The organism is Desulfosalsimonas propionicica (assembly GCF_013761005.1).
In the GTDB taxonomy this organism is placed as follows: Bacteria; Desulfobacterota; Desulfobacteria; order Desulfobacterales; family Desulfosalsimonadaceae; genus Desulfosalsimonas; species Desulfosalsimonas propionicica.
Genome location: NZ_JACDUS010000001.1, coordinates 1 through 26997 on the forward strand (window position 1 = coordinate 1; position 26997 = coordinate 26997).

The 26997-nt window shown below is 55.4% G+C and carries 27 protein-coding genes and 1 pseudogene; 21 read left to right on the forward strand and 7 right to left on the reverse strand.

Going from position 1 to position 26997, the window contains the following annotated elements:
* Nucleotides 1-467 precede the first annotated feature (467 nt).
* Nucleotides 468-1595 carry a sensor histidine kinase gene (locus HNR65_RS00005; RefSeq protein WP_181549400.1) on the reverse strand — a complete coding sequence of 376 codons (1128 nt, stop codon included), beginning with the start codon at nucleotides 1593-1595 and terminating at the stop codon, nucleotides 468-470.
* Between HNR65_RS00005 and HNR65_RS00010 the strand changes: the two genes are divergently transcribed.
* Nucleotides 1594-1830 (forward strand): hypothetical protein, encoded by a 237-nt coding sequence (locus tag HNR65_RS00010; RefSeq protein ID WP_181549401.1) that lies wholly within the window; start codon nucleotides 1594-1596, stop codon nucleotides 1828-1830. The genes HNR65_RS00005 and HNR65_RS00010 overlap by 2 nt on opposite strands.
* A gap of 28 nt (nucleotides 1831-1858) precedes the next feature.
* On the forward strand, nucleotides 1859-2224 hold the full coding sequence (locus HNR65_RS00015; protein ID WP_181549402.1) for a translation initiation factor Sui1: 366 nt from the start codon (nucleotides 1859-1861) through the stop codon (nucleotides 2222-2224).
* Between the two features lie 8 nt (nucleotides 2225-2232).
* Here HNR65_RS00015 and HNR65_RS00020 read toward each other — a convergent pair whose 3' ends face one another.
* Both HNR65_RS00020 and HNR65_RS00025 read right to left on the reverse strand, forming a co-directional pair.
* Nucleotides 2233-2463, reverse strand: coding sequence for a hypothetical protein (locus HNR65_RS00020; protein ID WP_181549403.1), 231 nt, complete (start codon nucleotides 2461-2463; stop codon nucleotides 2233-2235).
* 140 nt (nucleotides 2464-2603) lie between these two features.
* On the reverse strand, nucleotides 2604-2837 hold the full coding sequence (locus tag HNR65_RS00025) for a hypothetical protein (RefSeq protein WP_181549404.1): 234 nt from the start codon (nucleotides 2835-2837) through the stop codon (nucleotides 2604-2606).
* A 113-nt stretch (nucleotides 2838-2950) separates the two neighbouring features.
* On the opposite strand from HNR65_RS00025, the gene HNR65_RS00030 reads away from it, so the two are divergent.
* Nucleotides 2951-3295 carry a thioredoxin family protein gene (locus HNR65_RS00030; protein WP_181549405.1) on the forward strand — a complete coding sequence of 115 codons (345 nt, stop codon included), beginning with the start codon at nucleotides 2951-2953 and terminating at the stop codon, nucleotides 3293-3295.
* Between the two features lie 217 nt (nucleotides 3296-3512).
* On the opposite strand, the gene HNR65_RS00035 is transcribed toward HNR65_RS00030, so the two are convergent.
* Entirely contained in the window at nucleotides 3513-3701 is a 189-nt protein-coding gene (locus HNR65_RS00035) for a hypothetical protein (RefSeq protein WP_181549406.1), read from the reverse strand.
* A gap of 296 nt (nucleotides 3702-3997) precedes the next feature.
* Here HNR65_RS00035 and HNR65_RS00040 point away from each other — a divergent pair, with 296 nt between their 5' ends.
* The gene (locus tag HNR65_RS00040) at nucleotides 3998-4201 is read left to right on the forward strand and encodes a hypothetical protein (protein ID WP_181549407.1); all 204 of its coding nucleotides are present in this window, start codon (nucleotides 3998-4000) and stop codon (nucleotides 4199-4201) included.
* 96 nt (nucleotides 4202-4297) lie between these two features.
* Here the strand turns inward: HNR65_RS00040 and HNR65_RS00045 are convergent.
* Nucleotides 4298-4729 (reverse strand): annotated as a pseudogene (locus HNR65_RS00045) (thiamine pyrophosphate-dependent enzyme); the annotation flags it as partial.
* A 393-nt stretch (nucleotides 4730-5122) separates the two neighbouring features.
* Between HNR65_RS00045 and HNR65_RS00050 the strand changes: the two are divergent.
* The 16 genes from HNR65_RS00050 to nqrF all read left to right on the forward strand — a co-directional run bounded on the left by HNR65_RS00050 (nucleotide 5123) and on the right by nqrF (nucleotide 23627).
* Nucleotides 5123-5992 (forward strand): hypothetical protein, encoded by an 870-nt coding sequence (locus HNR65_RS00050; RefSeq protein ID WP_181549409.1) that lies wholly within the window; start codon nucleotides 5123-5125, stop codon nucleotides 5990-5992.
* Complete coding sequence (locus HNR65_RS00055; protein ID WP_181549410.1) at nucleotides 5974-6819, forward strand: sugar phosphate isomerase/epimerase family protein; 846 nt, start codon at nucleotides 5974-5976, stop codon at nucleotides 6817-6819. The genes HNR65_RS00050 and HNR65_RS00055 overlap by 19 nt, the downstream gene beginning before the upstream one ends.
* A 37-nt stretch (nucleotides 6820-6856) precedes the next feature.
* Complete coding sequence (locus HNR65_RS00060) at nucleotides 6857-8194, forward strand: BPG-independent phosphoglycerate mutase family protein (protein WP_181549411.1); 1338 nt, start codon at nucleotides 6857-6859, stop codon at nucleotides 8192-8194.
* Nucleotides 8191-9063: a MipA/OmpV family protein gene (locus HNR65_RS00065; protein ID WP_181549412.1), complete on the forward strand. Its 873-nt coding sequence runs from the start codon at nucleotides 8191-8193 to the stop codon at nucleotides 9061-9063. The genes HNR65_RS00060 and HNR65_RS00065 overlap by 4 nt, the downstream gene beginning before the upstream one ends.
* A 305-nt stretch (nucleotides 9064-9368) precedes the next feature.
* Nucleotides 9369-9812: an Hsp20/alpha crystallin family protein gene (locus HNR65_RS00070; RefSeq protein WP_181549413.1), complete on the forward strand. Its 444-nt coding sequence runs from the start codon at nucleotides 9369-9371 to the stop codon at nucleotides 9810-9812.
* 48 nt (nucleotides 9813-9860) lie between these two features.
* Nucleotides 9861-12212, forward strand: coding sequence for an endopeptidase La (gene lon / locus HNR65_RS00075; protein WP_181549414.1), 2352 nt, complete (start codon nucleotides 9861-9863; stop codon nucleotides 12210-12212).
* A gap of 36 nt (nucleotides 12213-12248) precedes the next feature.
* A complete protein-coding gene (locus HNR65_RS00080; protein WP_181549415.1) occupies nucleotides 12249-13004 on the forward strand; it encodes a septal ring lytic transglycosylase RlpA family protein in 756 nt (251 codons plus the stop codon).
* Nucleotides 13005-13013: 9 nt separating this feature from the next.
* Nucleotides 13014-15200, forward strand: a complete 2187-nt coding sequence (gene recD2 / locus HNR65_RS00085; RefSeq protein WP_181549416.1) for an SF1B family DNA helicase RecD2 — start codon at nucleotides 13014-13016, stop codon at nucleotides 15198-15200.
* A gap of 225 nt (nucleotides 15201-15425) precedes the next feature.
* A complete protein-coding gene (locus tag HNR65_RS00090) occupies nucleotides 15426-16085 on the forward strand; it encodes a TIGR04211 family SH3 domain-containing protein (RefSeq protein WP_181549417.1) in 660 nt (219 codons plus the stop codon).
* A gap of 16 nt (nucleotides 16086-16101) precedes the next feature.
* Entirely contained in the window at nucleotides 16102-17727 is a 1626-nt protein-coding gene (gene nadB / locus HNR65_RS00095) for an L-aspartate oxidase (RefSeq protein WP_181549418.1), read from the forward strand.
* Nucleotides 17728-17880: 153 nt separating this feature from the next.
* Nucleotides 17881-19221, forward strand: coding sequence for a 4Fe-4S dicluster domain-containing protein (locus tag HNR65_RS00100; RefSeq protein ID WP_181549419.1), 1341 nt, complete (start codon nucleotides 17881-17883; stop codon nucleotides 19219-19221).
* 3 nt (nucleotides 19222-19224) lie between these two features.
* A complete protein-coding gene (locus HNR65_RS00105) occupies nucleotides 19225-20421 on the forward strand; it encodes an NADH:ubiquinone reductase (Na(+)-transporting) subunit B (protein WP_181549420.1) in 1197 nt (398 codons plus the stop codon).
* Nucleotides 20414-21157 carry an NADH:ubiquinone reductase (Na(+)-transporting) subunit C gene (gene nqrC, locus HNR65_RS00110; protein ID WP_181549421.1) on the forward strand — a complete coding sequence of 248 codons (744 nt, stop codon included), beginning with the start codon at nucleotides 20414-20416 and terminating at the stop codon, nucleotides 21155-21157. The genes HNR65_RS00105 and nqrC overlap by 8 nt, the downstream gene beginning before the upstream one ends.
* A complete protein-coding gene (locus HNR65_RS00115) occupies nucleotides 21154-21777 on the forward strand; it encodes an NADH:ubiquinone reductase (Na(+)-transporting) subunit D (RefSeq protein WP_181549422.1) in 624 nt (207 codons plus the stop codon). The genes nqrC and HNR65_RS00115 overlap by 4 nt, the downstream gene beginning before the upstream one ends.
* Nucleotides 21778-21788: 11 nt before the next feature.
* Entirely contained in the window at nucleotides 21789-22397 is a 609-nt protein-coding gene (gene nqrE / locus HNR65_RS00120; RefSeq protein WP_181549423.1) for an NADH:ubiquinone reductase (Na(+)-transporting) subunit E, read from the forward strand.
* A gap of 12 nt (nucleotides 22398-22409) precedes the next feature.
* Nucleotides 22410-23627: an NADH:ubiquinone reductase (Na(+)-transporting) subunit F gene (nqrF, locus tag HNR65_RS00125; protein WP_181549424.1), complete on the forward strand. Its 1218-nt coding sequence runs from the start codon at nucleotides 22410-22412 to the stop codon at nucleotides 23625-23627.
* Nucleotides 23628-24299: 672 nt separating this feature from the next.
* Here the strand turns inward: nqrF and HNR65_RS00130 are convergent.
* A complete protein-coding gene (locus HNR65_RS00130) occupies nucleotides 24300-25040 on the reverse strand; it encodes an SDR family oxidoreductase (RefSeq protein WP_181549425.1) in 741 nt (246 codons plus the stop codon).
* A gap of 117 nt (nucleotides 25041-25157) precedes the next feature.
* Nucleotides 25158-26171 (reverse strand): UDP-glucose 4-epimerase GalE, encoded by a 1014-nt coding sequence (gene galE / locus HNR65_RS00135; protein WP_181549426.1) that lies wholly within the window; start codon nucleotides 26169-26171, stop codon nucleotides 25158-25160.
* A gap of 60 nt (nucleotides 26172-26231) precedes the next feature.
* On the opposite strand from galE, the gene HNR65_RS00140 reads away from it, so the two are divergent.
* Entirely contained in the window at nucleotides 26232-26996 is a 765-nt protein-coding gene (locus HNR65_RS00140) for a pseudouridine synthase (RefSeq protein WP_232364592.1), read from the forward strand.
* The last annotated feature ends 1 nt before the right edge of the window (nucleotide 26997 follow it).

Sequence of the window (26997 nt, forward strand, 5' to 3'; positions counted from 1 at the left end):
GGGCTGCAATCATATTTTTCGGCTTTTCAAGTGACAAATCGAGCTTAATTTCAGAAGTTTAAACTGAATTTAGCTCCTCAGAAAGTTGAGTTAAACCGTATTGTTCTTTTAACTGAAGAATTGCCAAAATCTTTTAAGAATTTGAATTGCTCAAGATAGAATCGCAGCGTGCTTTTCGTCCATGAAGTGACGATATTTTTCAGTTTCTGACGTTTTTTGTCTTTTGATTGCGCAAAAAACGCATAAAGCTTGTCCAATAAAGAACGGCACGAAAGAACCATGCAGATCGATTCTGCACCAGGGGTCAATACAGGCATGATGTTTGGATGTATAAGTAAAAGAAGTTGAAGGCAAGGTCCTGCCGGCGGGAAACGTGGTATTTACAAAGCTGTCAAGGTTGATGGCCCCGACATCTGAAGTTAGACTTTTAACGTGCCATCAAGGTCGTACTTTTTTAACGGCCGGAGCTATAACGGATAGGTGGCACTGAAGATGGTGCCGTTTTCAGGGGAGCTGACAACGGAAATCCAGCCGTTTAGATACCGCTCAGTCAGCAGTTTCATGCTGTAGGTGCCAATCCCCCGGCCCGGACCCTTAGTGGAAAAGGAGCGCTGGAAAAGCTGGAGTTGATTTTCTCTGGACAAGGGAGTTGGATTGTGCACCTGGAATTCCACTTGGTCTTTTATGATCCGGGTTGAAAGGGTAACGGTCTGCTCCGGACTGCTTGCTTCAAGGGCATTTAGCAGCATGTTGCCAAGTACGCGCTGCAGTAGTCGGGAATCGGTGTTCAGTGTCACTGTGTGACCGGGTTTGCGGACGACGATACGATGATCGGGAAATCGAAGCTGATATGTTTCAGCCGTCTGCCTTGCCAGCGCAGCCGGGTCTACCGCCTGCTTTTTAACCTCCAGTTCATTGCTTTCAGCCGCCAGCAATTCCTTTTGAGAACTGATCTCATCGGCAAGCTGCTCTATGCCCGAAAGCAGGTTCTGCCGAAAGCTTTGCGCGTTTTCATGGTCCGGGGAGTCGTTTAGCATCTGCGCAAACACCCTGATACTGGCCGCGGTATTCAGGGTATCGTGAAAAAAAACACGCTCCAGCACCCGTCTGCGTTTTTCATGACTGATATCGGTAATGGCCACGATACTGAACAACTGGCCCTGTACTTCAAGGGGAGTGGTCCGCACCAGCAGTTCAAGGGCCTCCATGGACTCGTCTTTCAACAGGCGGCACTCCTGAAGATCATCCCTTTGATTCAGGGCAGAAAGAATGCTGTTGACACCCCCGCACTGGGTACAAAACCGGCTGGTCCCGCAGCCGCCGGGATTGCTGCAGGCATACATGCATCCCATGGCTTCGCCCGGTCTGAGCCCGTACAGGGTTTCAGGGTCATCCACATTGAGCATGGAAGGAAAAAAGGAATTGAAAAACACGATCTGCCTGTTGGCGTTCACGATTAGAACGATTTCGCACACGGCTTCATACAACTGCCGGAGCGAACCCTGATACTCGGCCAGCAGTTTTCGCTGGCGATCAATGGCATCTTTGTCGCTTCGGCTGGCAGGGGCATATTCGGTAACAGGATTTTGTGTCATGGCCGCCCGGGAATATGAAAAACAGGATTTAATTTATTTTTGCCCGTTTGATTTAACAGAAATCCAGCAAACAAGCAACAATGACTTATCTGCGGCAAAAACGGCAATCGGCTTTGCACCAACTTGTAAAAAACGGTTGAAAAAATATTTCATGCCGCTTAATTTTCCACGGAACCATTCATTTTTCCGGGCATTGGAAAAAATTGAGAAATGCATTTGCTCCCTGTTTTTTTAACACCATGAAAAGATGGGAAAAAGGCCAAATGACGCATTCCAGCGACAACAACAGCCGCCTTGTCTATTCCACTGAAAAAGGCCGCATATGCCAGAAATGCGGCAAACCGCAGGATGCCTGCCAATGCCGGAAAAAAACAGCGGCATCGCCGGGCGACGGCATTGTGCGCATAAAGCGGGAAACCAAGGGCCGCAAGGGCAAGGGCGTCACCTTGATTACCGGAACCGGCCTTGACCCGGAAGCGCTGAAGCAACTGGCCAAACAGCTGAAAGCCAGGTGCGGCAGCGGCGGGACAGTAAAAAACGGGCAAATCGAAATCCAGGGCGATCATCGGGAAATGCTGGCCGAAGAACTCAAAAAAGAGGGTTTTGCCGTAAAACGCGCAGGCGGCTGAATCCGGCTTTAAGATTGATTCTTGTTTACATCCACGCATCTTCGCGCGATATAACGGCCTGAAGCCTCCTCAAATACAGCATCTTCCTGATGCACCAGCTGCGGTGTGTTTCCCCAATCGCCGCAGGCCGGCACAACCCTTTCGCCCAGGCTGAAATACTTGCCGCAGGCCGGGCATCTTGGCGTGGTGCTTAGCTTTTCGCGATCCATTAAGATACTCTGAGCTTTGCGTTTATCCATGGTTCCCTGCTCCTTTTTCCTTGCGGTCCTGTTCCGCTGAACTGTCATTTGCCATTTAATTTAAGCACACAATCCACCAACAGCAAGGCATCCCCCCCCCCTTTTTTGAGCCCCGCTTCCACCCCGTGTTTTTCCCCCGCCTACTGGTTGCCGAAACCGTTTAGCCCGCCGCAGTCCGGGCAATACCAGGTGATGGAGTTACAAGACATCCCCCAGAGATTTTCAAGCATGCACTTCTGGCAGATGGCAAAGCCGCACCGGCAGGTCCAGCAGAACATCACGGTTTTGCCGCAGCATTGGCATGCGCGGTTTCTCGCCCGGTTGCGGCCCCGGGCGGGCCGGCCGGCAGACGATTTGTCAGGGGCGGTGTTCATGGGCAAAGCAGATTATAGCCACGGTCTGGTTTCGTCAATGCATATTTGCCCTTTCGGGAATTCCGAGGGAAAAAATCAACAACAGATCTGTTTGCGGCAAATGCAAAAAACCCTTGAAAATTCAGGACGCCTTTAACAACCGGCCGGTCGAGGTGACCGAAAACACTTTTGAAAGCCAAATCGTCAACTCCCCTGTACCGGTGCTCGCTGTTTTCTGGGCCCCTTGGTGCACGGCCTGCCGGGCGGTTTTGCCGGCTGTGGACAGAATTGCCTCGAACCTGACCGGCAGAATCAAGGTGGCAAAAATTCATATGGAACAGAACCCGGCCCTTGCATCCCGCTTCCAGGTCATGAACGTACCCTTTATGATCATTTTCGATAACGGCGCGGAAAAAGACAGCATGGCGGGCGCAGTCCCGGAAACCGATATACTCAAAAAACTTACCCCCTACTATTGATTGATAAGCCTGCAAAAAGTCTTTTTGCAAGCAGTGTTAAGTTTTAAGTGGTTAAGTGTTAAGTAAAATCAAGAAGTTACTCTTTTATTGGTTGTCGGTTATATAAGACTCCGGACTTCTAAGTAATTTCAAAAAAATTGCTGTTAGTGCTTGGTTCTATAATTTTCGCATGATGCCGACCCGGTGGCGATTTGCTCCCTGCTGACCGCTTGTGCGCTCAATGCGACTCGCAAACCGCCACCGGGCCGGCATCATGGGCAACTGTGCGCAAAATTTCACCCGAGGGGGTCCGGAACAACATATCCAAATCGTAAAAAGCGTTGTTTTCATGCCCGGTCCCGTGGGCTGGCCCGGCAAGAACCCTTCCAAGGGAGCCCGGGGGCGGGGTCGGTTTGTGAAGCGACATTGAGCGTTTCCGGGATAAATTCAGCCAATGCCGGAGCGAGTAAAATTTCAAATTGCCCGGGGCTGGATGGAAGAAACCCGGAAACGGTCAGGAGCGAAAAAACCGGCGCCGGTCCCAGGGCTTCCTTCCTGACAAATATCGGGTGCGGTAAAAAGCTTTTTACGGTGCAATCATTGATTGACGCAGCAGGCCTTGACATCGGCCTGGGGATACGTATTTTGTAGCCGAAAGGCCGGCTGATGAAAAAACAAGCAGTTTTTTGCAGCCGGCATCGGGTTTGAAAAGGAGGGATGATTATGTTTGATACATCTCTGAATGAACTTGAACGAGACGCAACAGGCCACTGTAAGGGCGAATGCAGGGATCGCGCCAGAGAAGGCGAGCAGGACCGTCAAACTGCAATCAACAGAGAACCCATCGACTCACCCGAGGATTATCCCAGCGTGAAATGGGCCCAATCCAGAGACATGCAGCCCGGCGTCTTCGGCGGTCACGGATAACTTTTGAAAACAATAAAGTAAACAAATTCGATGGGCAGCAGCCCATCGACTGAAATACAAAAGGGAGCCTTTGGGCTCCCTTTTTTTATCAGGCCACTACATGGAAATCGATCCCTTACGAAAATCCGTGCCGCCGATTACGGCATTGACCAGTACCGGATGCCCGTTTTCAGCCGCTGTTTTTGCCGCATCGATCACAGAATCGATTGCCTCGGAATCTGAGACAAAAAAACCCTTTACACCCAGGCCTTCCGCGATTTCATCGTATTTATTGTGCCTGAGCACAGTGCCCACGTCATCTCCGAAAATCTTCTTCTGCTCCCTGGCAATCTGGCTCCAGCCGGCATCATTTCCCACAAGGGCGATAACCGGGAGCCCATGGCGCACAAAAGTGTCAAACTCGATTACGCTGCAGCCCGCAGCCCCGTCACCGCACAGGATCCAAACAGCGCTATCCGGCCGGGCAAGAGCGGCTGCCAGAGCAAACCCGGCTCCCACGCCAAGGGTGTCGTAGGGGCCGGAATCAAACCAGCAAAGCGGCCACCATAAACGTTACCCCAACGTCCGGGTAACACGTGTAACAGCAACACATGGAAACCACTGTTTTGCACCCCGCCGGGAGCGCAAAAAAATCAGCAGCGCACCAGGCCGGCAATTCCCGGTGCGCTGCTGAATCAGGAAGGTTGACAATTAAGGAGGACAACTTAACTGGTCAACTGCTCTTACCTTAGCAATCTTTGTGCCATCATAAAAATCACCAAAAAATATGTTCCACTCCATTTGTCAGAAGATCAATCCTGCACCTGCTGCTTTTTTCAACGGCTGCAGGATTGTGCCTTTCACTATTGCGGCTGAAGGTATATATTTATTTGCAGCAGATCCACACTCCAAACCGATCCGAATCAAACCACAGGAGCCAGGATGGGCACTTTTGGCACAACAAACCACCGGAACAAAAAACTGGCAGCGGTTTTCCGGGACAAGCCGGAACTGGTCACTGCTCTGCCCGAATGGATGCTGCCGCAAAAACACATAGAGGCCTATCAGCAGATGCAGGATCTGGCCATTGTTGAAATCGCCGGCCGGGACAGTGTGGCCGCCGCGGTATGTGCGGCCGAACAAAACGGATACAACAACCTTTTGCCGGTCTATGCCTATACCGGAACCGAGTACGGTCAATGGCAAAGCGTGCCGGAGGCCGTGGGCCGCCTTGCCCGGCGCCTGCCGCAAGTCCGGGTGCACCCGCTGCTCATAGTGGGCTCGCCTGAATTCTGGCATACGCTAAACGGCCGTTTTATAAGCGACTGTGTGGAGCGCTTCGGCAAATATTCGCCGTGCCCGGGCTGTCACCTGTACCTGCACAGCGTGCGCGTTCCCCTGGCCGGAAAACTGGGCAATGCCGATATTGTCGCAGGCGAACGGACCTCTCACAACGGAGCCGTCAAAATCAACCAGGTCAAAAATGCCCTGGATTTTTACTCAGAGGCTCTCGGTTTTTTTGGCATCCGCTTAAACATGCCACTGGCTGAAATTGCTGACGGCACTGAAATTGAAAAAATCCTGGAAATGCCATGGCAGCAGGGCAAAGAACAGCTTTGCTGCAGCCTTTCGGGAAATTACAAAAAATGCACGGGGGCAACAGGCGTGGACATCGAACCGGTTATGCGCTATTTTCATGAATTTGCCGGCCCGGTTGTCCGGGAGATTGTAACCGCCTATATGCAAGGCCAGATACCAGAGCATCAGAGAATCGCAAGCAAGGTCATGAGCCAATGGATGAATCAGAAATAAAGAAATTCAAAAAGCCGGCGGTAAAAATCGCCATGTGCAATTTTATGAAAAATCCCCGGGACCTTTACGCTTTTGCCCGGAGACACGGATTTGACGGAATTGACTGGTCATTTGATATCGCCGGCATACCACAAAGCCCCCGTGAAGAAAGCCTGTGGGCAAAGCAAATCAAAGCTCTGGCCCCCCTGGAAATCCGTTATCACTGCCCGTTTGACCGGGTGGATATCGGTCATGAAGATCCTGCGCAGCAGCGGCGTGCCACTGCCCTTTTTCGAAAAATCATCCGGCTGGTCGCCAAAACAGGGGGCGGTTACCTAACCCTGCATGTGGGTCTGGGCCGGGATACCACCCGGATTCTGTCATGGAACACCACCATTGAAAGCCTCCGGAATCTTGTCAATTATGCCGCAGGCTTAAACGTGCGTCTCTGCCTGGAGAACCTTGCGTGGGGGTGGACAGCAAAGCCCAATTTGTTCGAAAAACTCATCCGGTACTCTGGCGCGGGCATCACCTTTGACATCGGCCATGCCCGGGTCTGTCAGGCCGTGCAGACCCAGCAGTACAGCCCGGAGGACTTTTTGTCCCCGCACAAAAACCGCATTTGCAGCGCCCATGTCTATCACGAAGAAATTGAGGGGAAGGGACATATTCCGCCATCAGATATTGCCGACATTGCACAGCGTCTGGATCTTCTCATGGACACGGGATGCACCTGGTGGACCCTTGAAATCAGAGAACACGAAGGATTGATGCAAACCCGAAAGATCGTTGACCAATACCTGGCCGGCCCGGGGGCAAAAAATCAAACGAGTACCATCGCACTTTAAACCCGATTGCCCGCGCCCCCTAATGGAGAATCAAAGCATGAAGGTGATCCTGGTTTTGTTAGACGGTTTGGGCGACCGCACTTATGCCCGGCTGGGGCACAAAACCCCCCTGGCCGCAGCCCGCACCCCCAGCCTGGACAGAATTGCCGCCATAGGGGCCAACGGGACCTATCACGCCCTGTCCCCGGGGCGCTGTTTGCCAAGCGAAATGGCCCATTTTCTGATGTTTGGCTACACCCTTGCCGATTTTCCCGGCCGGGGTCTGCTGGAGGCTGCGGGTGAAAAAGTCCCGTTTGCCGATTCCGAGGTACTGGTGCTGGCCCATCTCTGCCGGGTCGGAATTGATTCAAACCAGAGGGCGTTTCTGGAACAGGGCAGGGATGATATCGTTGGGGACCGGGATTTTTTAAGCCGGTTTTACAAACAGATCAGCGCATATGAATACAAAAACATCGGCTTCCGGCTCCACCAGACCGGGCGCAATGACGCAATCCTGGCCATCTCCGGCCATGTGAGCCCGGATATTTCAGATTCGGATCCCGTTTTGAGAAAAAGCCCCATTGCCAGGATCATGCCCCTTGCCCGTACCAAAGAGCCGGACCGGGCGGCAAAAACCGCCGACACCCTAAACCATTACCTTGCCTGGTGCGCGGATCGGTTAAAGGACTTGGACGCAGCCCCCGGCGCCCCGGGACCGGCCTTGAACCCCAATTTCCTTGTGACCCAGCGCTCAGGCCGAAAAAAGCCAATTGCCGGGTTTGGGGATAAATGGGGGTTTTCACCGGCCATGATCGCATCCGGGGGGGTATACCAGGGTCTTGCCACGGAACTGGGATTTGATTTTACCCGGGTGCGGAATTCGGCAAATCCCGGAAAGGACATGGCCGAAAGAATTCAAACCGCCATTGACGATCCGGATCATGATTTTATCCACGTGCACACCAAGGCCCCGGATCAGGTCTCGCACAGGGAAAGCCCGGAGCGCAAGGCAGACGTCATCTCCGCATTGGACACCGGGTTTGCCGGCCTTTTGAATATGCTGGAAACAAAAGAAAAAGACATCCTTGCCGTGGTCACAGCAGATCACAGCACACCCAGCGACGCCAAACTGATTCATTCAGGCGAAACCGTACCTCTGGCCATGGCCGGCGGCGCCATCCGAAAAGACCCGGTGCACCGGTTTGACGAAATCGCCGCAACAGCCGGCAGTCTGGGCCAGTTGCGCGGTGCGGATCTTATGCACATGATTTTAAACAGCACCGACCGGGCCATGCTCCAGGGCCTTTGCCTGGGAGCGCACAAGCGCGCCTACCGGCCTGAGAACTACCCGGCATTTACCATGAAAAAACAGAAAGGAAGCAGGCAACTTTCATGAACACGGTCAACATATTTTTTCTGCTACGGGCAAAGTCCTGCAAGCGGCTTTTTTTTGCCATACTGGTATTCATAACGGCCTTTGCCGCCCCTGTACACGCTGAAACCCTTGAGCAAAAACCCCTGTGGGAACTTGGCATCGGCGTTGCCCCGTTGACCATGCCCGCCTACCGGGGCTCGGAAAACCAGGAATTCTATCTGGTGCCCATGCCCTACGTGATCTTCCGGGGCGATTTCCTGAAAGTGGACCGGGAGGGCATCCGGGGACTTTTGTATGATACGCCGAAACTCCGGGTGGATATAAGTGCAGACGGGGCCATACCGGCTTCCAGCGACAAGGGCGATGCCCGGGAAAACATGCCGGACCTGGATCCGGTGGGGGAAATCGGCCCGTCGATCAATTACCTGCTTTACGAAAACAACCGCGCCCGGCTCCGCTTCCGCCTGCCCATTCGGGCGGTGTTTGCCTCGGATTTCACTTTCATTGATCATGAGGGCTGGAAGGCCCATCCCCAGATCAACCTGGATCTCATGGACATGGCCGGTGGCTGGAATTTTGGGGTCACCCTGGGCCCGATTTTTGCCGATCGGCGCTATCACGCCTATTATTATGAAGTCAAACCCGAATACGTCACAAAAAACCGGCCGGCCTGGGAAGCCGAAGGCGGCTACAGCGGCTCTTCCCTGCTGTTTTCTGCCAGCCGCCGGTTTGAAAACACCTGGGTCGGCATGTTTGTCCGATACGACAACCTGGCCGGAGCCGTGTTTGAAGACAGTCCCCTGGTGGAAACCCGCCACAGCTTCATGGCGGGCTGTGGCGTGGCATGGGTGCTGGGCCGCTCGGAGCGCAGTGTTTCGGCAGAACAATAAAAGCCGCCGGCCGCTGGTCAAACGCGGCCCCCTGAAAACTTTACAAATCCGCAAACCAGTGTTAATTTAATAAAAGAGAAGTGCACGGGCCTGCAGCAGGCCGGGCAACCTTGATGCACTCGTAAAAAGTCGGTTTTTAGACGGCTTCGTAAAAAGTTCAAGATCAAGGCTTGCGCGATTTTGAAGAATGCAGCGTACTTAGCTGTACGTGAAATTCTGAAAAATCGCGCGTAACACAGATAATGGGATTTTTACAAAGCCGTCAACCTTGAAACTTTCAATCGCCAATCCGGGGAGTTCGGCTGATGGAATACATCAAGATTCGATTCACCAATGATTTTGACGAATCCAATTTCCAGAAAAACATTTCAGACCTGTTTCAATCCATGAGCCCGATGTTTTCCTTTTCCTCCCAGGCCACCTGGAAACCTCAGCTCGATATTTATGAGACAGCGGAAAAGATCTACATCACAGCCGAGGTGCCCGGCGTGGACAAGGAGGACCTGGAACTGGAAGTCAACCCCAGGGCCATACGGATCTCCGGCCGGCGGCAGGGGGCCCCGCCGGCGCCAAATGGCAGATACCGCCTGGCCGAAATCCAGTACGGCCCTTTTGAGCGGATCCTTTACCTGAAGGCCCCTGTGGATACGGAAAACATTACCGCCAGGCATAAAAACGGATTTCTCTACATTGAGGTCGCCAAACTGCCGTCCCAGAAACGGCAAACCATTCCGATCAGCTCGGACTAGACCCGATCCTTGTATCCATTTCAAACGGACAGATCCGGAGGCAAATAAATGGCACAAAGCCCGCAGCAACAAACTCCGAACCTTGACAATATACCCGAGCAACTGCCGATTCTCCCGCTGTTTAACGTGGTGCTGTTTCCCAAGATGGTCCTGCCCTTAATTGTCATGCAGCAGGAATCCATCCAGCTCATTGACGAGGCCATGTCCAGGGACCGGCTGGTGGGCGTGGTGGCCTCACGGCATACGGACCCCAAAAACGAATATAGCGCAGCGGATCTCTACGAAGTAGGCTGCAGCGCGATGATTCTGAAAATGGCCAAGGCAGAGGACAACCGGGCCCAGATTCTGCTCCAGGGCATCGGGCGGTTTAATGTCCGGGAGTATCTGGAAACTCAGCCCTATCTCAAGGCGCAGGTGGAACATGTGCGCATCGAGGAAGCCCGGGACAAGGAAACCGAGGCCATGATGTCCAACCTGGTCTCCCAGTACCAGCAGGTGGTACAACTGTCCTCTGCCCTGCCCGACGAGATGGGCTCCATGGCCAAATCCCTGGAGGAACCCGGCACGCTGGCCGACATGGTCACCTCCACCATAGACTCCGGGGTTCAGGAAAAGCAGGAAGTGCTCGAACTCTATGACATCAAGGCCCGGCTGCGCAAGGTCACCCAGCTGGTGAGCTACCAGTTTGAAATCCTGGAAATCGGCAACAAGATCCAGTCCCAGGTCAAGGGCGACATGGAAAAGCAGCAGCGGGAATACTACTTGCGCCAGCAGCTCAAGGCGATTCAGCAGGAACTCGGGGAAATAGATGAATCCGGCAGCGAAGTGGAGGAATACCGCACAAAGATCCATGAAAAAAACCTGCCCGAAGAAGCCAGAAAAGAGGCCGAGCGGGAATTAAACCGGCTGAGCCGCATGCATCCGTCCTCAGCCGAATATTCCGTGGCCCTGACCTATCTGGACTGGATGACCGCCCTTCCCTGGAATGAAACCACAGACGACAACCTGGACCTGGAAAGCGCGGAGAAAGTCCTGGAAAACGATCACTACGGCCTGGAAAAGGCAAAACGCCGGATACTGGAATATTTGGCCGTGCTCAAGCTCAACCCGGAGATCAAAGGACCGATTCTGTGCCTGGTGGGCCCGCCCGGAGTGGGCAAAACATCGCTGGGCAACTCCATTGCCCGGGCACTGGGACGCAAGTTTGTCCGCGTGGCCCTGGGCGGCATCCGGGATGAGGCGGAAATCCGCGGCCACCGGCGCACCTACGTCGGGGCCATGCCGGGACGCATCATCCAGGGCATCCGCAGATCCGAATCCAAAAACCCGGTATTCATGCTCGATGAAATCGACAAAGTGGGCGCAGACTTCCGGGGAGATCCGTCATCTGCGCTTCTGGAAGTGCTGGATCCCGAGCAGAACTATTCGTTTACGGATCATTACCTGGACGTGGCATTTGACCTTTCAAAGGTCATGTTTGTCACCACGGCCAATATCCTGGATACCATCCCTCCGGCCCTGCTCGACCGTATGGAGGTCCTGCGGCTGTCTGGCTATACCATGGAAGACAAACTAAAAATCGCCACGCGCTTTTTGATTCCCCGCCAAAGAACCGCCCACGGCCTGAAAGCCGACCAGATCAACATCACTCCGGGGGCTGTCAAGCACATTATTTCCGGCTATACCCGGGAGGCGGGCCTGCGCAATCTGGAACGGGAACTGGCCAACGTCTGCCGGGGCGCGGCCACAAAGATCGCCAAAGAGGAAGCCGAATTCGTAAAGGTGGGCCGCAAAGATGTGCGCGATTATCTCGGCCCGGTGCGCTATTCCTTCGACGAAATCAAAAAGCGGGTTGCCACCCCCGGGGTGGTGATGGGACTGGCATGGACCGAGGCCGGCGGGGATCTTCTTTTTATCGAGGCCACGGCCATGAAGGGCAGCGGCAAGCTCACCCTCACCGGCCAGCTCGGGGAAGTGATGAAGGAATCGGCCAATGCGGCTTTAAGCTATATCCGGGCCAATGCCGGCGTACTCAAGATACCCGAAGACTTTTTTGACAAACACGACCTGCACGTCCACGTTCCGGCCGGAGCGGTTCCCAAAGACGGGCCCTCTGCAGGCGTCACACTGCTGACCGCCATTGCATCGCTTCTGACCAACACGCCCACATCCAAGGACCTGGCCATGACCGGTGAGATCACCCTCCGGGGTCAGGTCATGCCGGTTGGCGGAATCAAGGAAAAAGTGCTGGCCGCACACCGGGCCGGAATCAGAAGCATCATCCTTCCCAAGTTCAATGAAAAGGACATGGAAGACATTCCGGCCAATGTCAAAGAAGAAATCGAGTTTCATTTTGTGGAGAAAATGCGCCAGGTGCTGCGCATCGCCCTTGGCAAATAGCAGGCTGGCTTCAAAAGGACCAAAGGATTTTCTGTTATGACCCTGTCTCCGGGTACGGGCCGGCGGTTTGCCCTGATTCTGGCTTTTGCGGCAGCCGCCGGCCTCTGGCTTGCCGGGTGCCAAACAACCCCGCCGCCGGCGGAAAAAACATCCAAAAGCTATCAGATAAACGGTCAGTGGTATCATCCCATACCGGATTCCCGCGGGTTTCGCGAATCCGGATACGCTTCGTGGTACGGCCACCCTTTTCACGGCCGCAAAACCGCCAGCGGGGAAACCTACAACATGGACGCGCGCACGGCCGCCCATAAGACCCTTCCCATGGGCACGTACGTACTGGTGAAAAACAAGCGCAACTACAAGCAGACTGTGGTGCGAATCAACGACCGGGGCCCCTTTGTCAAGGGCCGGATCATTGACCTGTCCCGCCATGCCGCCCGGCAAATCGATATGATCGGGCCGGGCACGGCACCGGTGGAAATCGCAGTGCTGGAAAAAGACCATCCGCAGCGCCAAAAGGCCTCCGGCAGCCACGGCGATTATCACACCGGGGATTTCACCATCCAGATCGGAGCGTTCTCGGAAAAGGATCTGGCAGAAGCCATGCACGCCACTCTTGCGGCGGCGGATTACAACCCGGTGACCGTCACCGAGGTCAACCGTGCTGATGCCACATTTTACCGTGTCCGGGTTGGCCGGTTTGACTCCCTGGCAAAAGCCCGGGACACGGAACTGCATTTGATCCGGGCGGGTTATCATGACGCGTTTGCCGTTGCAAACGATGGCCGGTAGCCCGACGCCATGATGGAAATCCAGGGCCGGATCCGACGGATCACATTTCACAGCACAGATACCCATTACACGGTTGCGCAGATGGAAGCCGGGCCGGACAGGGCCGGGGTCACCATTGTGGGACACCTGCCCGGAGCCGCCCCGGGCCAGGCAATAAAAATTCTTGGCAAATGGGTGACCCATCCGCGCTACGGGGAGCAGTTCGCGTTTCAGCAGGCCCAAGTCACCCGCCCCTCGGAGGTGGACGGAATCCGGCAGTACCTGGGCTCCGGCCTGATCAAGGGCATCGGTCCGGGCCTTGCCGAAAGCATTATCGAAGCTTTTGGCACAAAAGCCCTGGATATCCTGGACAACCAGCCTGAGCGGCTCCGGGAAATACCGGGTATCGGTGAAGCCCGGGCTGCGGATATCGCCCGGCAGTGGGAGCATCACAGAAGTATTGCCGATATCATGGAGTTTCTGCAGCAGCACGGCATTGAAGCCGCATATGCGGGAAAGATATTCAGACAATACGGCGTTGAGGCCATGGAAGTGCTCACCCGTGATCCTTTCCGGCTGGCAGAAGACATTCCGGGCCAGGGCTTTGTGATCGCTGATGCCATTGCCAGACACGCGGACCTGCAGCCCGATCCGGAAGTGCGGGCTGCGGCCGGCATCGAGCATCTGCTTTATCAGAGCGCATCTTCCGGTCACATGTTTTATCCGGAAGACGAACTGTTTCGCAAGCTTGAACAAAAATTCGGAGTCGACAACCAATCCGCCGGCCTGGGCCTGGCACAATTGCTTGCTGCCGGCAAGATGTACATGGAAGCCGGCAACGGCGACGGTCAGTCAAATGACAAATGCCGGCATATCTATCTCCCCCTGCTCCACGAGGCTGAAACCGGCATTGCAATGCGCCTTTCGGCCATGATGTCTTCTTGTCCGGAACCGGCTCTTTTAAACAATATTGATCCGGCAGAACAAATGGAGGACCGATTCGCCGTCCGGCTTTCAGATGAGCAGAAACAGGCACTGGAAGGGGTGCTGGCCTCCCCGGTTTCAGTGATCACCGGCGGGCCGGGCACCGGCAAAACCACCCTGGTCCAGTGCATTGCCGCGGTTTTCAAAAGCGCAGGCTTCCGGGTCTGTCTGGCAGCACCCACAGGCCGGGCTGCCCGGCGCCTGACGGAAATCACCGGAAAAACCGCCCACACCATCCACAAGCTGCTGGGCTATCATTTTGAAACCGGCTGTTTTGACAAGTCCCGGGACAACCCGGTTGAGGCTGATGTGATCATTGTTGACGAAGCCTCCATGATCGATGCGGAGCTGATGTACCACCTTGTGGGCGCCACGCGATTCAATGCCCGGCTCATCCTTGTGGGCGACGTATTTCAGCTGCCGCCGGTGGGGCCGGGAAATGTGCTGGCCGACATTATTGCGTCCGGCCGCATTCCGGTGCATTTTTTAACTGAAATCTTCCGGCAGGCCGCCCGAAGCGCCATTGTCCGCAACGCCCACAATATCCGGCGCGGCCGCACGCCTGAGCCCGAAAACATGGATGCAAACAGCAGCAGGCAGGAATTTTGCCTGCTTGAGGCCCACACGCCCGAGGAGGCGGCAGAAGCCATCGTGGATCTTGCCACCCGAACCCTTCCGGATATTTACGGTCTTGCGCCCGGCCGGGACATCCAGGTGCTCTCACCCGTGCACAAGGGCCCGGCGGGCACCATCAGTTTGAATCAAAGGCTGCAAAAGGCCCTAAATCCCGGCAAAAAAGGGATCAAGTCCCTGGATCACGAGTTCTGCGTCAACGACCGGGTCATGCACCTGAAAAACAATTATGCCAAGGAGGTCTTTAACGGGGATATCGGCATTATCACCGGCACGGAACCCGCAGATCCGGTTTTGCGGGTGGACTATGACGGCCGGCAGATCTCTTATGAAGCCGACGAATTCGACGAACTGACCCTTGGATACGCCATTACCGTGCACAAATCCCAGGGATCGGAATATCCGGCCGTGATTTTGCCCATGGTCACCCGGCACTATGTCATGCTACAGCGCAATCTGCTCTATACGGCCATCACCCGGGCCAGGCACCTGGTTGTACTGGTGGGCAATGCCAAGGCCATCGGTGTTGCCCTGAAAAACAACAAGCCCGCCAGGCGGCTTTCAAACCTTGCAGCGCATCTGCAGACCTGCGGTCCGTAGCAAACGGGCCGGGGATTTTGTCTTGCACCGCGCAGGCAGATTGGGTATGTTTTGTTTTTACATCAAACCTTGAGGGCACCGTAAAAAATCCTAAAACTGGTATAATCGCCAAACAATAAAAAAATAACTTTTTGAGTTTACTTAACACTTCATCACTTAAAACTGAACACTGCCTGTGAAAAGTCTTTTTACAGGCTTATCAACCTTAAAGGAACCGGTAATAATATGAAAAAAACGGCGATTGTTTTTATTCTCGGATTTTTGTCCATATGCATGGCAGCCCCGTCCCATGCCGAGACCCGCTATATCGGCGATCTGATGGAAATCACCCTTCGGACCGGTCCCGGCCTGAATTACCGGATCATTAAGATGCTCAAATCCGGCCAGACCGTGGAAACCCTGGAAACGGAGGATAACTGGACCCGGATTCGCCTCTCAGATAACACCACCGGTTGGGTGTTTTCCCGTTATGTCACCAGGGGAAAGCCCAAAAGCCTGGTGGCCGACTCCCTGCAGGAGGAAATCGGGCCGTTGCGCACAAAGGTAAAGTCTTTAACCGAGGAAAACCAGCGCCTGATCAAACGCAACCAGGAGTTGGCCGATGAGCTGACAAGCACCCGGGAGGAACTCCAATCCCTGGAAAATGAATATGCCACCCTTCAGGAGGAATCCGGAGATTACCTAAAGCTCAAAGATGAGCACGCCAGCCTCACAAAAACCCTGGAAGAAAAAGATCAGCGGATCCAGACCCTGGAAAAGCAGGTATCGGACGCGTTTTTCTCGGCGGGCCTGAAATGGTTCCTTGCCGGGGCCGGGGTTTTGCTGCTGGGAATGATCATCGGAAACCGCATCGCATCCAGGAAAAAGCGCCCTGGCCTGAGATAAAAAAAAGAGCCCATCTATGGAACACCGATTTGACTTTTTGGTCATCGGAAGCGGGGTTGCCGGGCTTTTGTTCGCCCTGAAAACCGCCGAGCACAGCCGGGTGGCCATTGTCACCAAAAAAGGCCTCACGGACAGCAACACGGTTTACGCCCAGGGCGGCATTGCCGCGGTGCTGGATCCGGATGACACATTTGAATCCCATGTTGCCGACACCCTGGCCTCGGGCGACGGGCTGTGCAACCAAAACGTTGTGGAAATGGTGGTTTGCTCGGCCCCGGACCGAATCCGGGAGTTGGCCGAAATCGGCGTGGGCTTTAACCAAAGCAATGACGGCCGGCTGGAACTGGACCTGTGCCGGGAAGGCGGCCACGGATTTAACCGGATCGTTCACGTCGACGACCTCACGGGCCGGGCCGTGGAAGAAGCCCTGGTCAACCGGGCAAGGCATCATGAGCGCATTGACATATTTGAAAATCATATCGCCATTGACCTGATCACCCGCTCCACCCGGCTAAAGCGCGGGCAGACCATCACCGGCCACGAGGATCAATGTTTTGGCACATACGTGCTCAAACGCGATACCGGTGAAATCCACACATTTCTGGCCGGCATCGTTGTGCTGGCCACGGGCGGTTCCGGCAAGGTCTATGCCTATACCAGCAACCCGGATATCGCCACAGGCGACGGCATTGCCATGGCCTACCGGGCCGGGGCGGCGGTGGCAAACCTGGAATTTGTCCAGTTTCACCCCACCTGTCTGTTTCATCCGCAGGCAAAGAATTTCCTGATTTCCGAAACCATCCGGGGAGAGGGCGGGATTTTGCGCAACTCCGACGGCACCGCCTTTATGGCCGACTACACCCCCCAGCGGGAACTGGCCTGCCGGGACGTGGTGGCCCGGGCCATTGACTCGGAACTCAAAAAACGCGGCGATGAGGCCGTGTTTCTCGACATCTCCCACCGGGATCCGGAATTTGTGCGCTCGCGCTTTCCCCATTTGTATGCAAAATGTCTGGAATTCGGTTTTGACATGACCCGCCAGGCCCTGCCCGTTGTGCCGGCGGCCCATTACATGTGCGGAGGAGTATCCACGGACATCCACGGCAGAACCAGCATCCAGCGTCTCTACGCCATCGGCGAAACCGCCTGTACGGGTCTGCACGGAGCCAACCGCCTGGCCAGCAACTCCCTTCTCGAAGGGCTGGTTTACGCCCACCAGGCGGCCCTCACGGCTGCAGAGGAAATCCGGGATACGGATTTTTCCGATATCGCCGATATTCCTGTGTGGGATGATATGGGAACCATGGACAGCGACGAAGCCATTGTCATCACCCACACCTGGAATGAAATCCGCAGGCTCATGTGGAATTACGTGGGTATCGTCCGCTCGGATAAGCGCCTGGCCCGGGCCCGGCGCAGAATTGAGATCATCAGCGACGAAATCCAGGAATACTACTGGAACTTCAAGGTCACCCCCAACCTCATTGAACTGCGCAACATCGCCATCGTAGCCGAACTCATCATCCGGTGCGCCATGCACCGCAAGGAAAGCCGCGGCCTGCACTATAACATCGCATACCCGTATAAAAACGACCAGCGCTGGAGAAAAGACACGGTGCTGCGCCGCCCCTTTGTGGGATGACCCGGCCGATCCATCGCGCAAAGCATGTCTGCCGGGAATTTTTTGCAGGAAACCCGGATTGCAGTTATAATAGGCAGGACTGAAAAACACCATGGCCATTGTAGTTGCCGGCGCGGCCGGCAATATACGGAAACCCGGAGATTGAAATCATCCATGAAACGCGCAAGCGCCCAGATATCCTGCGGACTCAAGATTGCCGGCCGTCCGGAGCATTTTGTGGACAGGGCCCCGGAACCCGAAACCGTGGCATCCGCACCTGAACGCATCCCCCTGCTAAAGGCCCGGCTGCTGAAATCCAAGGGCGACCGGGTGAACCTCGGCACACCGCTTTACGAGGACAAACAAAACACCGATATTGTATTTGCTGCTCCCGGGGCCGGAAAAATCGCGGATGTTGTATACGGGCCCAGGCGGGTGATCCGCGAGGTTGTCATCCGACTTGACAAAGAGCAAACCACTGAAGATTTCACCCCGTATCCGGCAGACAAACTCGACGGGATAACCCCCGGCGCCCTGACGGAAATTTTGCTAAAAGGCGGGGTATGGCCGGTTATTCGGGACATTGTCTACCGGGGGGTGGCAAATCCGGGCCAAAGCCCTGCAGCTATCTGGATTGCAGCCACCAACCAGGACCCGTTTCACCCGCCGCCGGACACCTGGTTGCAAAGCCCTCAAGACAACCGTTTTTTCCAGACCGGCATCAACGCCCTGGAAATTTTATGCGGCAGCTTGTTTGTCTGCTGCGCTGCGGATACCGCCCTTGGTGACCAACAAATTGAAAGCCGGGTCACCCACCGGGTTTCAGGGGGCTATCCCTTTGATGATCCGTCCGTGGTCCATTATCATGCCAAGATCCGCCCTGAGGACAATCATGCCTGGTTTGTAAGCGGCCAGGATGTACGATTGATCGGCGAATTTCTGGAAACCGGAAAATTTCCGGTCCGGCGCACGGTGGCCGTGTCCGGAAAATCCGTCCGGGGCTGTTACCGGCAAACCCGCATCGGGGCGCCTTTGGGCATTCTGGCCGATCCCGGGGAAAGCTCCGGCTCCAGATGGATTGCCGGTGGTTTGTTTCGGGGCTATTCCAGCGGTCCGGATTTTCATCTCGGCTTGTATGAAACCGCCGTGGGCATTATCACGGAATCGGCAAAGCGGGAGATGCTTGGGTTCATGCGCCCGGGGTGGAACAAGCCCACATGCTCGCGCACGTTTCTGTCTGTTTTCAATCCCCGGCCTTTGCCCCTTGATGCGGACATGCACGGATCCGTGCGGGCGTGCGTGAACTGCGGCAACTGCACCCGGGCCTGCCCGGTCGATATTCTGCCCCAGTTCACCTATAAATGCATCCGGGCCGGGGAAATCGAGGAGGCCCTTTCCCACGGCATGCTCGACTGTGTGGAATGCGGGCTTTGCTCCTATGTGTGCCCGTCGAAAATCGAACTGTGCCAGACCTTTCAGGAAACCAAACAGGCTTATTTCAGGCAGCGGATTTAGCCCATGGGATGGATTGAGAAAAATTTGCGCAAAATATTTGATGTGCCCCGCAAACATTTTGAATCCGGGGGCCGGCTGGAAAAACTGGGCCCATTATTTGAAGCCATTGAAGACGTGTTTTTCTTTCCCGCAGAAGCCACGAAAAACCGCCCCCTGGTGCGCGACAGCCTGGATCTGAAACGGTTTATGAGCTCTGTGCTCGTGGCCCTTATCCCGCCCCTGCTTTTCGGCATTTACAACACCGGATACCACAGCCGCCTGGCATCTGAGATGTCCACGGCGTTTATACCTTCATTTACAACGGGTCTGGGCACTGTTCTGCCCATCATCCTGGTATCCTACGCAGTGGGGCTTTTCTGGGAACTTTTGTTTGCCGCCATCCGAAAACATCCCATCAGCGAGGGATTTCTGGTCACGGGTCTGCTGTTTCCCCTGACCCTGCCGCCCACCATTCCCCTGTGGCAGGTAGCCGTGGGCATCACCTTCGGGGTGGTTATCGGCAAAGAAGTATTCGGCGGAACCGGCAGAAACCTGTTTAACCCGGCGCTGACAGCCAGGGCGTTTGTTTTTTTCGCTTACCCGGCCCAGCTGTCGGGAAATGCCGTTTGGGTGGCGGCAAAGCAAAAGGCCGCCGGAGCCGTGGATGCGGTCACCGGCCCCACCCCCCTGGCCGTGACCGAACTTCAGGCCCCGTTTAACAGCATCCAGGAAATACTCACTGACCAGGGCTACACGTTTGCAACGCTGTTTTGGGGCCAGTACCCGGGCACCATCGGCGGCACATCGGCCTTGTGCTCTCTTCTGGGGGCCGGACTTCTCATATTGCTCGGCATTGCCAGCTACCGCACCATATTGGGGGCGGTGGCCGGTCTGCTGGCCACCGGATTTCTGCTCAACCTGGCGGCATCCCCGGACACACTGCCCTGGTTTTCGGTCAACCCGTTCTATCATCTGGTGGCCGGCGGCTTTGCCTTTGGAGCGGCTTACATGGCCACAGACCCGGTTACCGCGCCGGGCACGGACCGGGCCAAATGGATCTACGGCTTTCTCATCGGGGCATTGACCGTGCTGATCCGGGTGGTCAACCCGGCGTTTCCGGAGGGCGTGATGCTGGCCATTTTGTTTATGAACATGTTTGCACCCCTTCTGGAGTACACGGAAATCCGGCTGCGGGTAAAAAAAAGGATTCCCCATGTCTGAGACCCTCAAATCCATCGGTTTTGCCCTGGGCATGTGCCTGGTCTGCGGGGTTTTGCTGACTGCCGCAGCCACGGGACTGCAGCCGATGCAGGAAAAAAACCGGCTCAGTGACCGGCAGAAAAACGTCCTTTATACCGTGGATCTGGCATCCCGGGACAAGGCTTACACCCCGGAGCAGATCCGGGATATATACGAAAAAAACATTGATAAAATCCGGGTGTCTGCTGCCGGCGAAATCGCAGAGCCCGCAGAGGACAAGGCCGGGGACGGACAGGTTCTTACCATTTACCTGTATACAAAAAACGGGGAGATCCAAAACTATATCATCCCCATTGAAAGCCAGGGCCTGTGGGGCAAGATTTACGGTTACATGGCACTGGAAAACGACGGTTCCACAGTAGCCGGCTTTACGGTCTACGAGCACTCCGAAACCCCGGGCCTGGGCGGGGAAATTGAAAAGCAGTGGTTTCAGGAAAATTTTGAAGGCAAAAAAATCGTTGATCGCACCGGCCGGTTTGTGGCCGTACAGATTGCCAAGGGGGATGTGGACAAACGTGTCCCGGAGGAAAAAGAGTCCCATTACGTCGACGGCATCAGCGGGGCCACCCTCACGGGCCGGTATCTTTCCAAAGGGCTTGAAAAAACCCTGTCCAGATATGAACCCGTATCCCTGTGCTTTCGCAAACAGCGCCTGAGCTGTCGTCTTCAGGAACCAACTGACCCGGGGGAGAAATGAAACTGACCCGCACCAAAGCATTTAAGACATTTGCCGGACCGGCCTGGTATGAAAACCCTATTAACATGCAGATGCTGGGCATCTGCTCGGCACTGGCCGTGACCGTGCAGTTAAAGACCGCCTTTGTCATGACCCTTGCCATGACATTTGTGGTCTCCCTGTCGAATCTGATCATTTCCCTGCTGCGAAACGTGATTCCCGGCAATATCCGCATCATCGTGGAGCTGGCGGTGATTGCTTCCCTGGTAATCCTGGCAGACGAGTTTCTGCGGGCCTATTATTTTGAAATCAGCAAGCTTTTGTCTGTATTTGTGGGCCTGATCATCACCAACTGCATCATCCTGGGCCGGGCCGAAGGCTTTGCCCTTTCCAACCCGCCGCACCTGGCGTTTGTTGACGGACTGGGAAACGGGGTGGGCTACGGCTCGGTGCTGATGAGCGTGGCCCTGATCCGGGAATTGTTTGGCTCGGGAAGCATTTTTGGATACACCGTGGTACCCGAACGCCTCTATGCGGCGGGCTACGAGGACATGGGCCTGATGCTGCTGGCGCCTGCGGCCTTTATCATCATCGGGCTGATGGCCTGGCTGCAGAAATACCTAGTTAATTCAAGAAAATAGCGGAAAAGGTTATGGTCGAACTGCTCAGCCTGTTTTTGAATTCCGTTTTTGCCGGCAACATTCTGCTGGCCTATTTTCTGGGGATGTGCTCGTTTGTGGCGGTGTCAAAAAACATCGAAACCGCTGTGGGCCTTGGCTTTGCGGTGATTTTTGTGCTCACCGTGACCACACCCGTCAACTGGCTGATATTCCACGGGCTGCTGTCCCCTGGCGCCCTGGCCTGGGCCGGGCTGCCGGATGTGGACCTGAGCTTTTTAAAACTCATCATTTTTATTTCGGTGATTGCCGCCATGGTCCAGGCCATTGAGATCATCATCGACCGGTTTTCCGCTTCCCTGTATGCGGGTCTGGGCATTTTTCTGCCCCTGATTGCAGTAAACTGCGCCATTCTGGGCGGCTCGCTGTTTATGGTGGAGCGCAACCTGACCTTTATTGAATCGGTGGTCTTTGGCTTTGGCGCGGGTGTGGGCTGGATGCTGGCCATTGTGGCCATGGCCGCAGCGCGCATCAAGCTGCGCTACGCGGACCTGCCAAGCGGACTGGAGGGATTTGCCATTACCATGATTGTTACCGGACTGATGGCCATGGCGTTTATGCTGTTTTCCGGCATTACCATGTAACACGGGGGAAACTTGATTTACCTGATCAGCATCGGCACATTTTCCGGGATCATCCTGGTACTGGTGACTTTGCTGCTGCTTGTGGAATCCCGGGTGGCGCGCAAGGGTCAGCAGCAGATCGTCATCAACGAGGACAAGCAGAATCCGATTTCAGCCAAAGCCGGCACATCGCTTTTGGCGGCCTTAAACCAAAACCAGATCTACCTGCCCTCGGCCTGCGGCGGCAGCGGTTCCTGCGGCCAGTGCAAGTGCCGGGTGGTGGCCGGGGGCGGCGATATCCTCCCAACGGAACTGCCCCACCTGTCCCGGGCGGAAAAGCAGGACAATGTTCGGCTGTCCTGCCAGTTGAAAATCCGACAGGACATGGAAATCGAAATTCCGCCGGAAATCTTTGCCATTGAAAAATACGAAGGCACCGTGACCTCCAATAAAAGCATCGGCACCTTTATCAAGGAACTGGCGGTCAATATCGACCAGGACCGGGCCATTGAATTTGAGGCCGGCCAGTACATGCAGATCGATATTCCGCCCTACAGGGTGTCTTTTTCAGACTTTGAGATTGAGCAGCCCTTTAAACAGGCCTGGGACGAATATGACCTGTGGAGCCTTGAGGCTGTAAACGAAGAGCCCGTATACCGGGCCTACAGCCTTGCCAATCCCCCGTTTGAAGCCAATCCCCTGATGTTTACCATCCGCATCGCCACCCCGCCGCCGGACCAGCCCGGCGCACCCCCGGGTGTGGGCTCGTCTTATATTTTCAGCCTCAAGCCCGGCGACCGGGTAAGCTTAAGCGGTCCGTTCGGCGATTTTCGGGTGGCCGACAGCCGGCGGGAGATGTGTTTTATTGGCGGGGGTGCGGGCATGGCTCCCCTGCGCGGCCAGATCCGCCAGCAGCTTTTGTCCGTGAAAACCCACCGGCCCATGACTTTCTGGTACGGTGCCAGAAACCGCCAGGAAATGCTCTATGACGAGGAGTTCAAAAAACTCGACAAAGAATTTGACCATTTCGCCTATCACGTGGCCTTATCCGACCCCCTGCCCGAAGACGAGTGGGACGGGATGACCGGGTTTATCCACCAGAGCCTGGAAGCGCATTTTCTCCAGTCCCACCCGGATCCCTCGGAGGTGGAATATTATCTCTGCGGCCCGCCCATGATGCTCAGAGCGTGCCTGGAAACCCTGGACAACTACGGTGTGGAACCTGAAATGATCGCCTATGACGAATTCTGATCCTGCCGGCTCCCCCTAAAGAAGAATCCTTTTCCCACGCTGCTGCAAGCCAATCTTGAAAGCCCGAAGGAGGAAAGCCCTGCGGCCGGGGCCGGGTTTTTTCGCTCCGGATCGTTTTTGCGGATTCAGCCAATGCCTTCGCCAAAATTTACAAACTCGGGCGCAAGCGCCCTCAAACAGTTTGAAATTTTCCGGCTCCGGCATTGACTGAATTTTCCCGCAAAAACGCTCAATGTCGCTTCAAAAACCCGCCCCCCGTCCTTCGGGCTTCCCTGGGGACCTTATTCCGAATTCAACAGCTCTGCAAAAAACATTGAAAATACCCTTTCAAATCTACCCACCTCAGACCGGTATCCGAAGATATTTGCTGCCGGACATTTCCAGTGCGCTGGCCATGGGGCGGGGCGGGGGTGGTTTGTTTGACTGCATTGGAGCGGTTTGGCCAAAAGATTGTCCCGGGGCGATGGCGTCCGGAATTTCAAACTGTCTGAGGGCAAAGCCCGAGTTTTTGAAATTCCAGCCAGCGCCCCGGGACAATCGGCCAAAGCGATCCGCAGACAAACAAATCACACCCGACCCGACACATGCGAAAACCGTCTGAGCTTCCGGCTTTGAAGGCTGCCGGGCTTAAAAACACCGATTTGAAATCATTCCGGCACAGCCGCAATAAACCTACATCCGCGCGATCACGCCGGTAGGCAGGATCTTTAGCAGCCTTGCCACCACGGCCCAGGGCCAGGCGGGCACAAACGCGGACCGGGTCTTTTTTTCGATCCGGTCGGCAATGATCCGGGCACCTTTTTCAAGGGAAATCAAAAAGGGCCGGTTTTTGAGCATGTTGTTTAAGGGCGTGTCAATGTAGCCGGGATACAGCACCGTAACATCAATGTTTTTGCCAAGGGTCTCGGCACGCAAAGCTTCAAGATAAACCGCAATGCCGGCCTTGGAGGCCGAATAGGCCGAACTTTTGGGCATTCCCCGCAGGGCGGCCACAGAGGAGATGCCCACCACGTGCCCGCCGCCTTTTGCCAGAAAATAGGCAACAGCCGCATCCACCGTGGCCATGGCGCCGGTCAGGTTAACCGCAACGGTTTTGCGGGCCTTGTCAAACTCGTTTCTGCCGATGCGCTCGCCCAGACCCACGCCGGCATTGGCAAAAACAATATCCACGCCCCCGATCTCTTCTGCCAGCTCAGCAAAAACCGGCGCCACCCGGTCAGTATCAGCCACATCCAGAGCCCGGACAGCCATTGGCACATCAATGCCCTTTTGCTTGATTTCATCACGCAGTTGTTCCAGGTTTTCCACCCGCCGGGCCGCCAGAGCCAAGCCATATCCGCGTGCCGCCATCTCCAGGGCCACAGCCCGCCCGATGCCCGAGGACGCACCGGTGATAAAAATTTTTTTTGTCATGCAAACCTCCTGTGAAAATATTTCAGCACTTGCAAAGCCACAAAGTACTGACCCGCAGGACCCGGCGGAAAAATGAGCCTGGCAGAAAGGACAACCTGTTGCGGCAACAATTTGGCTTTATTCCCTATACCCCTTCGGGTTCATGGACTGCCAGCGCCATGTATCAACGCACATTCTGTCAATGCCGTGTTGGGCCTGCCAGTTTAGCTCCTTTTGCGCAAGGCCGGGGTCTGCATAGCATTCGGCGATATCGCCGGGCCGGCGTCCGGTGATGCGATAGGGGATTTTTTTGTTGCAGGCGTTTTCAAATGCCACAATCATTTCCAGCACGGAATAGCCCCGTCCCGTGCCCAGATTGTAGGTAACACAGCCGCAGTTTTGCCAAAGCTTTTCCAGAGCCCGCACATGTCCCTCTGCCAGGTCCATGACATGGATGTAATCGCGCACGCCTGTGCCGTCGGCGGTGGGATAGTCATTGCCAAACACCTGCACTTCAGCCAGCCGGCCCACAGCCACAGCACTGATATAGGGCATCAGGTTGTTGGGAATATCAGCCGGGTCCTCTCCGATCAGCCCGCTGACATGGGCGCCAACCGGGTTGAAATACCGCAGCAGGGCCACGTTCCAGCGCGGGTCTGCAGCGCTCAGATCCTTGAGAATCTGCTCGATCATCAGCTTGGTGCGGCCGTACGGGTTAAAGGGCGCAACCGGGGCGTCCTCTTTAATGGGCACCTGCTCCGGGCTGCCATAGACCGTGGCAGAAGAGCTGAAAACCAAGTCCCTGACCCCGAGATCCGCCATGACCTCGCAGAGGGCAAGAGTCGCCCCCAGGTTGTTGTCATAATAGGACAAAGGCTTTTGCACGGATTCGGCAACGCTTTTTAACCCAGCGAAATGAATCACGCATTCGATCTGCTCATTGTCAAATATCTGTCGCAGTTCCGTCTTGTTGCGCAGATCTGTTTGATAAAACGGCACACAGGTGCCGGCGATTTTTTCCACCCGAAGGACTGATTCAGCCCTGGCATTGACCAGATTGTCGGCCACAACTGGCCTGTGGCCGGCCGCAATGAGTGAAACGCATGTGTGGGTGCCGATGTATCCGGCCCCGCCGGTAAGCAGGATCTTCATGAAACATCCCTTTTTGACAATTTTGTCTGATTTTGCATTTGGATCTGGCAAAATCAGAATTTGGCTGATAAAAACCGGTCCATGGAAATCCTTTACATGGACACGCATTTTGTGGCTGTCAACAAGCCGGCCGGTCTCATGGTGCACAGAAGCCGCCTGGTGCCCCGAAACACCCGGTTTGCCCTCCAGATGGTGCGCGACCAGGTGGGCTGCCATGTCTACCCGGTCCACCGCCTGGACAAGCCCACCTCCGGGGTCCTGATTTTCGGGCTTTACCCGAAAGCCGCCGGGCGCCTGGCCCAATGCTTTTCAGACCGCCAGGTCACCAAGCTCTATCTGGCCGTGGTCCGGGGATGGGCGCCAGAATCGGGCATCATTGACAAGCCCCTGGCCAGATACCGGGACAAAAAAAAACGCACCAACATTATCCAGCCCGCGCTGACCCGGTTTTTGCGCCTGGGCACCATTGAACTGCCCTACCCGGTGAACCGCTATCCCACCAGCCGGTATTCGCTTATCCTGGCCCGTCCGGAAACCGGCCGACTCCACCAGATCCGGCGGCACCTGCATCATATCTCCCATCCGGTCATCGGGGACCAGCCCCACGGAGACGGTCGTCACAACCGCTTTTTTGCCAGAACCTTCGGCTGCTCCCGGCTTTTGCTGGCAGCGGTACGGGTGGTGTTTGATCACCCCTTCACCGAAGCGGCAATTACCATCGACGCTCCCCTTGACGGTCGTTTCTGCCATGTTTTAAACAGCTTTGGCTGGCGCGCGGCCGCCTCCAGACACATGGTGCCGCCCTTTTTTCCCTTGCTGACCTGAT